This window comes from Streptomyces mesophilus, assembly GCF_040300965.1.
Lineage (GTDB): Bacteria > Actinomycetota > Actinomycetes > Streptomycetales > Streptomycetaceae > Streptomyces > Streptomyces mesophilus_A.
The window spans coordinates 1-10,975 of sequence record NZ_JBEPEW010000209.1 but is presented as its reverse complement, the minus strand read 5'-3'; the positions used below and the strand labels follow the sequence as shown (position 1 = coordinate 10,975).

Genomic DNA, 10,975 nt, shown 5'->3' with positions numbered 1-10,975 from the left:
GTCCTCGTCGGCGGCTGGCCCACCGGAGTGGCCGTCGCCCCGGCCCAGCAGCACGGCGGCCCGTACCCGGCCACCACCTCCACGTCGACCTCCGTCGGCAGCTCGGCGATCGAACGCTGGCTGCGCCCGGTCGCGTACCAGACCACCCCCGAGGCCCTGCTCCCGCCGGAACTGCGCGACGACAATCCGCTGGAGCTGCCGCGCGTGGTGGACGGGGTCCGCGAGGGCTGAGTGGTCAGGGGCGCGTGAAGTTGGAGTGGGTCCCGATACCGCGCCACACCACGTGCGGCTCACCGTCGGGAACGGACGGGCCGTAGTGGAACGTGGCCCGTCCGTCCGGGGCCCACGACATCTCCCAGACGTCGTCGTAGCCCTGCGTCTTCTTGACCCGCAGGCCCCGCCGGAAGCCGGCGCCGGCTCGTAGATCGGCGACGAACTGGGCGACGGCCACGAGGAACGCGGTCTTCCGCTCCGCGGTCAGGCCTCACCTGCCACTCGGGCGACCAGAACCACGCCTGGTCATCTGGCAAGACGGAGGCGGGCGTGAGGACGATGCGCCCGTCCTCGACGGCCACGACGAGCTGGTCTCCCTCGCGGAGACCGAGCTGATCCCTTATGTCCTGCGCGATGGTGATGACGCCCTTCTTGCGCAGGGGCGTCGCGACGAGGTGCGGCCTACGGCGGCGCTTCTCGGGAGTCATGCCGGCAGCTTCCCTTGAAGACGGTCTGGCCAACCCGTCGAGCGTCTCACCCATGCCGCGGCAGCAATGCCGTCGCCGTGGCCGTCGCCGCGAGGAACGCCGCCGCGATCAGCACGCTCGCGTGCAGACCGACCACGAACGACCCCGAGACCAGCACCCCGAACCCGGCCACGCTCAGCGCACCCGCCACCTGGCGGGCGGAGTTGAGGACGCCCGCCGCGAGGCCGGCGCGCTCGGCCGGTACGGCGTCCAGGATCGCGGCGGTCAGCGGCGGCACGGTCAGTGCCGAGCCGATGGCCAGCGGCATCATGATCAGCGCCAGCATCACGGTCGAGCTCTCCTCGCCCACGAGGAGCAGCAGCAACAGGCCGACCACGGCGAGCGGTTGACCGATCAGCATGGGCAGCCGCGGCCCATAGCGCCCCGCCAGCTTGCCCGCGACGATGTTGGACACCGCGATCAGACCCGTCATCGGCAGGAACATCAGACCCGCCGTGAGCGCCGAACGCCCCTGCACCTGCTGGAAGAAGAGGCTGAACACAAAGACGATCCCGTAGAACGCGACGCTCACCGCCGCGCCCGTCGCCACCATCACCGCGACCGTGCGATTGCGGAACAGGGCGAGCGGGACCACCGGGTGCTCGTGGCGGCGTTCCACGCGGACGAACACCACCGCCGACACCACGGCCACCACCGCGGCGATCACACCCACCGTCCCGCGCTCGATCACCGCGAACGCCAGCGCGGTCAGGGCCACCGTCGCGCTGATCTGACCGGGCAGGTCCAGTGGCGTACGGCGGCGCTCGAAACGGGGTGCCCGCAGCAGCAGTGCGAGGGCGAGCAGACCGAACGGCACGTTGATGAAGAAGATCCCGCGCCAGTCCCATGCGGTGGTCAGCGCACCTCCCGCGACCGGTCCGAACGCGGTGGCCGCCGAACCGCCCGCCGCCCAGGCCGCGACGGCGCGGGCCCGCTTGGCGGGGTCGGGGAAGGCCCGCCGCACCAGCGCGAGCGAGGCAGGGAGCACGATCGCGGCTCCGATACCCTGCACGACCCGCGCGCCGGTCAGGGTGGCGAGGTTCGGAGCCAGACCGCAGGCCACGGACGCCGCGGTGAACAGCGCGACACCGATCCCGTACGCCTTCGTCGCACCGATCCGGTCCGCGAAGGCGCCGGTCGAGAGCATCAGCGCGGCAAGCGCCAGGGTGTACGAGTCCACCACCCACTGGAGCCCCGTCATGCCGGCGCCCAGCGAATCGGCCATCGACGGCAGGGCCACATTGACGACCGACACGTCGAGGATGATCAGAAAGAAGCCGAGCAGCGCGGCAAGCAGCGTGAGCGCGGGGCTGGGGGCGACGAATAGGAGCCCCCAGAAACCCCGGGATACCCGGATTTCAGGCCGCTCGGCTATGTGGGAAGAGCGTGCTGGCGTGGGCAGTTGAGCCCTGGAGCTGGCGTCGTCGTCTGCGGTCTGGAGAGCCATGCCCTCTACCTTGGCGATCTGCCGGGGCGTACAGTAGTGGCCTGATTGCCATACGTCCGGAGGTTCTGGCCATGACGCCGACACAGCAGCTGCGGCGACCGCACCGGATCGTCGTCATCGCCCCCTCACCTGTCTCGATGTTCAATCTGGCGATCCCCGAGATGCTCTTCGAGAAGGTCGAGATCGAGGGCGTGCCCGGATACGAGGTGGTGGTCTGCACCCCGGAGCCCGGCCCGATCGTGACCACCGGCGGCCTCACCCTGGAGGTGCCGCTCGGCCTGGAGGCCCTGGAAGGCGCGGACACCGTGCTCATCGCCGGCACCGGCCACCGCTATCTGCCGGACCCCCGCACGGTAGACGCCGTACGCGAGTCCGCGACCAAAGGCCTGCGCATCGCTTCCATCTGCAGCGGCGCCTTCGTGCTCGCCGAGGCCGGACTGCTCGACGGCCGCTCGGCGACCACGTACTGGCAGCTCACCCAGGAGCTGCGGCTGCGCTATCCCGCGCTCGATGTGCAGGGCGACGTGCTCTACGTGCAGGACGGCCAGGTCATGACCTCGTCCGGCTATGCGGCCGGGATCGACCTGTGCCTGCACATGATCCGTACCGACTACGGGGCGGCCGCGGCCAACACCGTCGCCCGCCTCGCACTGGTCGCACCGGTGCGGCCGGGCGGGCAGACCCAGTTCACCCAGACCCCGCTGCCGCCCGAGCGCGGCACCGCCTGCGCGGACACCCGCGGCTGGGCGATGCGCCACCTCGACGAGCCGCTGACCCTGACCGATCTCGCCCGGCACGCGGGCGTCAGCGTGCGCACCCTCACCCGCCGCTTCCACGCCGAGTCGGGTATGAGCCCGCTCCAGTGGCTGCTGCATCAGCGCATCGAGCGGGCGAAGGAGCTTCTGGAGACGACCACGTTCCCCATGGACCAGGTGGCCCGTGCGTGCGGCCTGGGCACGGCGGACTCCCTGCGCCAGCACGTGGTCCGCAGGACCGGTCTGACGCCGAGTGCCTACCGGTCGCAGTTCAGCCGGCTCGCCTCCGCCTGACCAGGGAATGAACCCGTCCGGTTCAACGTTCACCTATCCGACCGGACGCCCCCTGACCTGGAGAACACCATGCGCGTCGAGATCTGGAGCGACATCGCCTGCCCCTGGTGCTACATCGGCAAGAAGCGCTTCGAGGACGGTCTCGCCGCCTTCGCGCACCGCGACGACGTCGAGATCGTGCACCGCTCCTTCGAGCTCGACCCGAGCCGGGCCAAGGGCGACACCGCCCCGGTGATCGACATGCTCGCCAAGAAGTACGGCCGCACCCTCGAGGAGGCCCGCGCCATGGAGGAGCACGTCGCGTCCAACGCGCACGCCGAGGGCCTCGGCTACCGCACCGAGGGCCGCGACCACGGCAGCACCTTCGACATCCACCGCCTCCTGCACCTCGCGAAGGCCCGCGGCAGGCAGGACGAGCTGCTCGCGCTCGCCTACCGCGCCAACTTCGCCGAGGAGCGCTCCGTCTTCGACCCGGAGGTGCTCGTCGCGCTCGCCGTCGAGGCCGGCCTCGACGAGACCGAGGCCCGCGAGGTGCTCGCGGACGAGAACGCCTACTCCGACGACGTACGCGCCGACGAGCGCGAGGCGGCCGAACTCGGCGCCACCGGCGTGCCGTTCTTCGTCCTCGACCGCAAGTACGGCGTCTCCGGCGGCCAGCCCGCCGAGGTGTTCACACAGGCGCTGCAGCAGGCCTGGGGCGAGCGCTCGCCGCTCAAGGTGATCGACCAGGGCGGTGCGGACGCGTGCGGTCCCGACGGATGCGCGGTGCCGCAGGGCTGACACCGGCCACGGATACGCGGTGGGGCAGGCCTGGCCCGGACCACGAAGGGCCAGGTCAGGCCGCACCCATAAGCATCACTAAGGGCGACCGTGTAAATCTGCGCAATGGACGGGGAGTTCGTCCCGTACCAGCATGGCTCCCATGGACACCATGGAGCGCCTGGGAGGCGACGCCTTCGCGCCGCAGACGACGTATCTGAACAGCGCGAGCACCGGTCTCATCCCCGCCGCGGGGGTCGCCGCGATGCACGAGGGCGTACAGGCCACCGCGGCCGGACGCCCGCTTGACCACTTCCGTGACGTGGAGGCCGCGCGGGCCGCGTTCGCGCGGCTCGCCGGCGTCCCCGCGCGACAGGTCGCCACGGGCGCCTCCGTCGCGGTGTACGCGGGCCTGATCGCGGCCTCGCTGCCCGACGGAGCCGAAGTCCTGCTCGCCGAGGACGACTTCAGCTCGCTCGTGAACCCGTTCCACAGCCGCCCGGGCCTCAAGGTGCGCACCGTCGCCCTGGAGGAACTGGCGGACAGCGTCCGCCCCGGCACCGACCTGGTCGCCTTCAGCCAGGTCCAGTCGGCAGACGGCCGGATCGCCGCGGTCGACGCGGTACGGGAGGCGGCCCGCGCCCACGGCGCCCGCACCCTCGTCGACGCCTCGCAGTCCGCGGGCTGGCTGCCGCTGCCGCAGGCCGACTTCCTGGTCGCCGTCGGCTTCAAGTGGCTGATGGGCCCGCGCGGGATCACCTATCTCGTGGTCCCCGAGGACCTCGGCGGCCTCACCCCGCTGCTCGCGGGCTGGGTGGCCGGCGAGCAGCCCTGGGACAGCTGCTACGGCCCCGTGGCCGAACTCGCCCACTCCGCACGGCGCTTCGACATCAGCCCGAGCCTCTACTCGTACGCGGGAGCCGTGGCCGGCTTCGAGCTGCTCGACCGCCTCGGCATCCCGGCGGTCCGCGCCCACGACGCGGCCCTCGCCGACCGCTTCCGCGCGGGTCTGGCCGAGCTCGGGCACACCCCGGTCGAGGCGCCCGGCTCGGCGATCGTCTCCGTACCGGGGCTCGGCGCACGCCAGCCGCAGCTCAGCGCGGCGGGCATCGAAGTCTCGGACCGCGCGGGCAACTTGAGGGCCTCCTTCCACCTCTACAACTCCTCCGACGACGTCGACCGCCTCCTGCACAGCTTGGCGTAGCCCCTTTCCGCCTCACCCTGGCGTCCACCTCACCGAGGCGCTACGAATGCCTTGGGGCCCGTCGTCAATTCCCGCCTGCCTGGCGACGCCTGGCACGCACTCCCCCAAGCTCTTCGAGCAGGGGGGACCCCCACACCGCGTTGCCGAAAGGCCCGAGTAGCTCCGCTGCACGGACCTTCCGGCGCCTTGCGATCGCACCCACCAGACGCCGCCAGGCCCCCTCGGGGCGACTGGGGGTGCCCCCTGCTCGAAGAGCTCGGGGGAGGGAATGTGACGACGGGCCCCAGGAGGCGGTGCCGGTGGAGACCAGTCAGGCGGCGAGCGACGCCGAACTGCACCGGCGTCTGGTGTACGGGGACGAGTCCGCCCTGGCCGCGGCGTACGACGTGTACGGCGGGCTCGTCAGACGCATCGCCCTGCGCGTGACGCATGCGCCGGGCGCCGCCGACGACGTGGCGCAGGAGGTGTTCGCGCACCTGTGGTCCCGTCCGTACACCTACGATCCGCAGCGCGGCACCCTGCGCACCTGGCTGTCGATGCTGGCCCACCGCCGCTCCGTCGACTGGGTGCGCGCCGAGGAGCGCCACCGCAAGGCCGCGCACACGGACGAGGCGGCGCTGCACGCCATCCCCGCGCCCGGCCCCGGGCCCGACGAGGCGGTCGTCGACATGGAGCGTGCGCTGCTGCTCCACTCCGCGCTCGCCGAACTCCCGCTGCCGCAGCGCCAGGCCGTGCATCTGGCGTATTTCGCCGGGCACAGCTACCGCCAGGTGGCCGCCGAACTCGGCATACCCGAAGGCACCGCGAAGACCCGGCTGCGCACCGCGTTACGCCGGCTCGCCGCGACCCTCGCCGAACCGCCGGACACGGCAGTGGAGCGGGGGGCGTGACGTGAGGGGAGCGGTTGCGCGAAGTGCGCAAAGAAGCAGGTGCGTGAAGTGAGCACGGAAAGAGAAGGGCACACGATGGGCTCCGACCACGAAGGCGTACGGGAAATGCTTGGCGCATGGGCCCTGGGCGCGGTACTGCCCTCCGACGAGCCGCGCCTGCTCGGCCATCTCGCCGAGTGCGAATGGTGCGCGGGGGAGGCGAGCCGGCTGCGCGACACCGTCCGGCTGCTCGACGGCGGCGACGCGGCACTGGCCTACGAGCGCATCGACCGGGCCGCGACCGGTGAGGCGGCCGCGTACGAGGACGGCGGCCAGGAGGTACGAGGCCGCCTGCTCGCCTCCGTACTGGCGCAGCGACCCGCGGCGCCGAGCACGGCCGGTCATGCCGCGCCGTACGCCGCCGCCGTGGCCGGACTGCAGGCGCTGCTGCGGGAGTTGGGGGAGCAGGGGCCCTGGAGCACCCCGGTCGTGCACGACTGGGACGTGCACGCCACGGTCGCGCACCTCCTCGCCGCCGACGAATCCCTGGCGCTGCGGCTCGGACTCCCCGGTCGCGCGCCACGCGGCGAACCTCCGCGGGACCTCTCCTGGCGTGAGCAGTGGGCGCACCGTACGGCCGAGGTGATCGCACACGAGCGGACCCACAGCCCGGCACGGACCGTCGCCGCCTGGCGCGAACAGTCCGCCGCGCTGCTCGGCGCCCCGCAGGCCACCGACCCCGAACTCGCCGCGCAGGCCACGACCTTGCTCGGGGTACGCCTCCCGATCGCCGACCACTACGTGGTGCGCGGCTTCGAGACCTGGATCCACACCGACGACATCGGCCGCGCACTCGGCCGTCCGGTGCCCACCCCGCCCGACCCGCTCCTGTGGCGCATGGTCCGGCTCGGGGTGCGCATCCTCGACCTCGCGCTCGCGGACGACTCCGTATCCGTCCTGCTCACGGTGGCCGGGCACGGCTCCGAGGGGGAGTGGGTGCTCGGCTCGGAGGACGAGCCGGTGGCGGCCGAACTCGTCCTGGACCCGGTCGACTTCTGTCTGCTCCTGGCCGGCCGCTACGACCCGGGCGAGGTCCCCCGCGGCCTCGCCGGAGACGAGCGGGCGGCACGCTCCGTACTGGAGCGTGCCGCCCGGATCGCCTGGCTCTGAGCCCTACTTGACGGGGGTGAAGTCCCGCGCCCCGATGCTGCATCCTCCGGGGGACAACCCCCGGGCCCCCGGCCGGATCACCTCACCGGACCGGGGTGAAATCCCTGGCCCCGATGAACTCCGGCCGCCGGATCGGAGCCGCGAAGGGCTCCTCCGCCGCGTTCTCCACGCTGTTGAACACGATGAAGACGTTCGAGCGCGGGTACGGCGTGATGTTGTCGCCCGAGCCGTGCATCGCGTTGCAGTCGAACCAGGTCGCCGAACCGGCCTTGCCCGTGAACAGCCGGATCCCGTGCCGGTCCGCCAGCTGGGTCAGGGCCTCGTCCGAGGGCGTGCCCGCGTCCTGCATCTGCAGCGACTTCTTGTAGTTGTCCTTGGGCGTCTCACCCGCACATCCCAGGAACGTCTTGTGCGAGCCGGGCATGATCATGAGCCCGCCGTTGGTGTCGTAGTTCTCGGTCAGCGCGATCGAGACGGACACGGTCCGCATGTTCGGCAGACCGTCCTCGGCGTGCCAGGTCTCGAAGTCCGAGTGCCAGTAGAACCCGCTGGCCCCGAAGCCCGGCTTCACGTTGATCCGCGACTGGTGGACGTACACGTCCGAGCCGAGGATCTGCCGCGCCCGTCCGACGACCCGCTCGTCGCGCACCAGTCGCGCGAACACCTCGCTGATCTTGTGCACCTCGAAGACCGAGCGGATCTCCTGCGACTTCGGCTCGACGATCGAGCGCTCGTCGGCACGGATCGCCGGATCGGCGATCAGACGCTCCAACTCGCCCGCGTACACGCCCACTTCGTCCGGCGTGATCAGCTGCTCGATCGCGTGGAACCCGTCCCGCTCGAACCCTCCCAGCTCCGACGGCGACATCGGCCCCGGGGCCCCCGGCGGGGACCACACGACGGGGTCCTTCCGCTCGGTGAGCACCTCATTGGTGGCGCGGGTCGGGTACAGGTCGGTGCGTTCGGGTGCGGTGGTCATGGTGGTGCCTTCCATTCCTCTCGTACGGTCCTGTGGTTGCCGTGTGGCTGGACGGGGGCCGACGGCGGTTCAGACGGGGTCGGGCTCCGTCAGAAGCGGGTACACCCCGTTCTCGTCGTGGTCCTCGCGGCCGGTGACCGGCGGGTTGAAGACGCACAGGCAGCGGAAGTCCTTCTTGATCCGCATGGTGTGCCTCTCGTGCCCGTCGAGCAGGTACATCACACCGGGCGTGATGGTGTGCTTCTCGCCGGTCTCGTCATTGGTCAGCTCGGCCTCGCCCTCGGTGCAGACGACGGCCTCGATGTGGTTCGCGTACCACATGGACGTGGTCGTACCGGCATACAGGACGGTCTCGTGCAGCGAGAAGCCCACGCGCTCCTTGGCGAGCACGATGCGCTTGGACTCCCAGGTGCCGGACGCGGACTTCACATGCCGGTCGGTGTCTTCGATCTCCTGGAACGAGCGGACGATCACGGTGAATTGCTTCCTTAGGTTGTACGGATACGGGTGCGGGTGCCGGGGCGGTCAGACCGTCTCGCGGATGGCGCGGGCCAGGATGCGCAGGCCCTCGTCCAGCTCCTCCGGGGTGATGGTGAGCGCCGGAAGCAGCTTGACGACCTCGCTCTCGGGACCCGAGGTCTCCACCAGGAGCCCCAGGTCGAAGGCGCGGCGGGCGATCTTCGACGCGTGGTCCGGGGTGGCCATCTCCAGACCCCACACCAGACCGCGGCCCCGGTACTCCCGCGTGGCGTCGGGGTGTTCGGCGCGGATCGCCTTCATGGCCTGCTCGACCTGCTCACCGCGGGCGAGGGTCTGCTTCTCCATCTCGCCGTCCGCCCAGTACGCGCTGAGCGCGGCGGCGGCGGTGACGAAGGCCGGGTTGTTGCCGCGGAAGGTGCCGTTGTGCTCGCCCGGCTCCCAGATGTCGAGCTCCGGCTTGAACAGGCAGAGCGACATGGGAAGTCCGTAACCGCTGATGGACTTCGAGACCGTGACGATGTCCGGCACGATGCCGGCCTCCTCGAAGGAGAAGAAGCCGCCGGTGCGGCCGCAGCCCATCTGGATGTCGTCGACGATCAGGAGCATGTCCCAGCGCTTGCAGACATCGGCGAGCTTGCGCAGCCACTCGGTGCGCGCGACATTGATGCCGCCCTCGCCCTGCACGGTCTCGACGATCACCGCGGCGGGCTGGTTGAGGCCCGAGCCGGAGTCCTCCAGGAGCCGCTCGAACCAGATGAAGTCCGGGGTGCGGCCGTCGAGGTAGTTGTCGAAGGGCATCGGGGTGCCGTGCACCAGCGGGATGCCGGCGCCGGCCCGCTTGAAGGCGTTTCCGGTCACGGCGAGTGAGCCGAGGGACATCCCGTGGAAGGCGTTCGTGAACGACACGATCGACTCACGGCCCTTGACCTTGCGGGCCAGCTTCAGCGCGGACTCCACCGCGTTGGTGCCGGTCGGGCCCGGGAACATGACCTTGTACGGCAGGTCACGGGGCCGGAGCACCGTCTCCTGGAAGGTCTCGAGGAAGGCGCGCTTGGCCGTCGTCGACATGTCGAGACCGTGGACGACGCCGTCGCGCTCGAGGTAGTCGATCAGGGCGCGTTTGAGGACCGGGTTGTTGTGCCCGTAGTTGAGTGATCCGGCTCCGGCGAAGAAGTCGAGGTACTCATGGCCGTCCTCGTCGTACATCTTGCTGCCCTGAGCGCGGTCGAAGACGGTCGGCCAACCGCGGCAGTAGCTGCGGACCTCCGACTCGAGGGTCTCGAACACGCTGAGGTCGGGCTGGGTGATGGTCACAGGGACTCCTTGGTCGTCAGCGTCGTCAGGGGGCTGATTCGGTAGAGCACTTCGGGATCGTGGGCGCTGCCGTCGGGGAACTCCTCGGCGCTGAACAGCACTTCGCGCTCGACGGATGCGCCATGCCGCTCGGCGAACGAGGTGAACAGGCGCTCGGAGGCGGTGTTCCCGGGCGTGATCGTGGTCTCGACGGAGGTCACGTCGTATACGTCGACGACCCGGCGGACGAGTCCGTCGAGCAGCGTCGCGGCGAGCCCGCGGCCCCGGTGGGCCGCGTCCACGGCCACCTGCCACACCAGCAGGGTGTGCGGGCGCTCGGGTCGTATGTACGCGGTGATGAAGCCGACCGGTTCCCCCTGCTCGCCCCGCGCCACCACCGAGGTGCCGGAGAAGTCACGGCACCAGAGCAGATAGCTGTACGACGAGTTCAGATCGAGCGTCTTCGAGTCACGGGCGATACGCCACAGTGCTGCCCCGTCCTTCACGCCAGGGCTGTCGAGCCGGAATTCCTGTGCAGTGGTCATGCGGATTGAATTTACCGAGAGGAAATCGAAATCGCATGGGCCTTGGGGGTTACATCAGACGCCCGGATCTGTTATCCGCGCGGGCGAGGCTCGGCAGGTTTGGGCTGATTTGAGCGGGATTTAGCGCCCGAATCGGACGCGATGTGGAGTCGGTCACAGGGCTGAGATGTACACGAAATCTTTGCGTTTAGGTCCCGGGAAAGCGGGCAGAAGCAAAACGGGAAGCTGCACGTTAATGCGCTTCCCGTTTTCATGAATTCTTTATGGAATTAGGAGTGCGTCAGGGTGCTTAAAGCTGCCGCATTTCAGGAGGACCGGATCTTTCGGACCGCATCCCCGAGCACCGCGAGGGCACGCTCCACGACCTCGGTGCGTGCGTCGGGACCGTAGTGGTTGACGCGGATCATCTCGTGCGCGAGCGCCCCGCCGCCGGCCGCGAG

11 protein-coding genes and 3 pseudogenes are annotated in these 10,975 nt (G+C 70.3%); 6 read left to right on the top strand and 8 right to left on the bottom strand.

What is annotated here, in order from left to right; all coding sequences use genetic code 11:
• A pseudogene (locus ABT367_RS38390) lies at window positions 1-231 on the top strand (aldehyde dehydrogenase (NADP(+))); the annotation flags it as partial.
• A 4-nt stretch (window positions 232-235) separates the two neighbouring features.
• Here ABT367_RS38390 and ABT367_RS38385 read toward each other — a convergent pair.
• The 3 genes and pseudogenes from ABT367_RS38385 to ABT367_RS38375 all read right to left on the bottom strand — a co-directional run bounded on the left by ABT367_RS38385 (window position 236) and on the right by ABT367_RS38375 (window position 2,187).
• Window positions 236-451, bottom strand: coding sequence for a hypothetical protein (locus ABT367_RS38385; RefSeq protein WP_352258230.1), 216 nt, complete (start codon window positions 449-451; stop codon window positions 236-238).
• A gap of 97 nt (window positions 452-548) precedes the next feature.
• Window positions 549-701, bottom strand: a pseudogene (locus ABT367_RS38380) (AbrB/MazE/SpoVT family DNA-binding domain-containing protein); the annotation flags it as partial.
• A gap of 46 nt (window positions 702-747) precedes the next feature.
• Window positions 748-2,187: an MFS transporter gene (locus tag ABT367_RS38375; RefSeq protein ID WP_352258228.1), complete on the bottom strand. Its 1,440-nt coding sequence runs from the start codon at window positions 2,185-2,187 to the stop codon at window positions 748-750.
• Window positions 2,188-2,258: 71 nt separating this feature from the next.
• Between ABT367_RS38375 and ABT367_RS38370 the strand changes: the two genes are divergently transcribed.
• From ABT367_RS38370 to ABT367_RS38350, 5 genes are all read left to right on the top strand, one after another.
• Window positions 2,259-3,236, top strand: coding sequence for a GlxA family transcriptional regulator (locus tag ABT367_RS38370; protein ID WP_352258226.1), 978 nt, complete (start codon window positions 2,259-2,261; stop codon window positions 3,234-3,236).
• A gap of 69 nt (window positions 3,237-3,305) precedes the next feature.
• Window positions 3,306-4,016 (top strand): DsbA family oxidoreductase, encoded by a 711-nt coding sequence (locus ABT367_RS38365; RefSeq protein ID WP_352258224.1) that lies wholly within the window; start codon window positions 3,306-3,308, stop codon window positions 4,014-4,016.
• Window positions 4,017-4,158: 142 nt separating this feature from the next.
• A complete protein-coding gene (locus ABT367_RS38360; RefSeq protein ID WP_352258222.1) occupies window positions 4,159-5,199 on the top strand; it encodes an aminotransferase class V-fold PLP-dependent enzyme in 1,041 nt (346 codons plus the stop codon).
• Window positions 5,200-5,492: 293 nt separating this feature from the next.
• Window positions 5,493-6,089, top strand: a complete 597-nt coding sequence (locus ABT367_RS38355) for a sigma-70 family RNA polymerase sigma factor (RefSeq protein WP_352258220.1) — start codon at window positions 5,493-5,495, stop codon at window positions 6,087-6,089.
• Window positions 6,090-6,137: 48 nt separating this feature from the next.
• The gene (locus ABT367_RS38350; protein ID WP_352258218.1) at window positions 6,138-7,238 is read left to right on the top strand and encodes a maleylpyruvate isomerase family mycothiol-dependent enzyme; all 1,101 of its coding nucleotides are present in this window, start codon (window positions 6,138-6,140) and stop codon (window positions 7,236-7,238) included.
• Between the two features lie 82 nt (window positions 7,239-7,320).
• On the opposite strand, the gene thpD is transcribed toward ABT367_RS38350, so the two are convergent.
• The 5 genes and pseudogenes from thpD to ABT367_RS38325 all read right to left on the bottom strand — a co-directional run.
• The gene (gene thpD, locus ABT367_RS38345; RefSeq protein WP_352258216.1) at window positions 7,321-8,217 is read right to left on the bottom strand and encodes an ectoine hydroxylase; all 897 of its coding nucleotides are present in this window, start codon (window positions 8,215-8,217) and stop codon (window positions 7,321-7,323) included.
• Window positions 8,218-8,286: 69 nt separating this feature from the next.
• A complete protein-coding gene (locus ABT367_RS38340; protein ID WP_165336632.1) occupies window positions 8,287-8,691 on the bottom strand; it encodes an ectoine synthase in 405 nt (134 codons plus the stop codon).
• 51 nt (window positions 8,692-8,742) lie between these two features.
• A complete protein-coding gene (gene ectB, locus ABT367_RS38335) occupies window positions 8,743-10,011 on the bottom strand; it encodes a diaminobutyrate--2-oxoglutarate transaminase (protein ID WP_352258214.1) in 1,269 nt (422 codons plus the stop codon).
• Window positions 10,008-10,535, bottom strand: a complete 528-nt coding sequence (gene ectA, locus ABT367_RS38330) for a diaminobutyrate acetyltransferase (RefSeq protein ID WP_352258212.1) — start codon at window positions 10,533-10,535, stop codon at window positions 10,008-10,010. Before ectA ends, ectB begins: the two co-directional genes overlap by 4 nt.
• A 305-nt stretch (window positions 10,536-10,840) precedes the next feature.
• Window positions 10,841-10,975, bottom strand: a pseudogene (locus ABT367_RS38325) (alanine--glyoxylate aminotransferase family protein); the annotation flags it as partial.

Coding starts and splice junctions, on each gene's coding strand:
- ABT367_RS38365 (WP_352258224.1), top strand. CDS start 3,306: ATGCGCGTCGAGATCTGGAGCGACATCGCCTGCCCCTGGTGCTACATC.
- ABT367_RS38375 (WP_352258228.1), bottom strand. CDS start 2,187: ATGGCTCTCCAGACCGCAGACGACGACGCCAGCTCCAGGGCTCAACTG.
- ectA (WP_352258212.1), bottom strand. CDS start 10,535: ATGACCACTGCACAGGAATTCCGGCTCGACAGCCCTGGCGTGAAGGAC.
- ABT367_RS38370 (WP_352258226.1), top strand. CDS start 2,259: ATGACGCCGACACAGCAGCTGCGGCGACCGCACCGGATCGTCGTCATC.
- ABT367_RS38360 (WP_352258222.1), top strand. CDS start 4,159: ATGGACACCATGGAGCGCCTGGGAGGCGACGCCTTCGCGCCGCAGACG.
- thpD (WP_352258216.1), bottom strand. CDS start 8,217: ATGACCACCGCACCCGAACGCACCGACCTGTACCCGACCCGCGCCACC.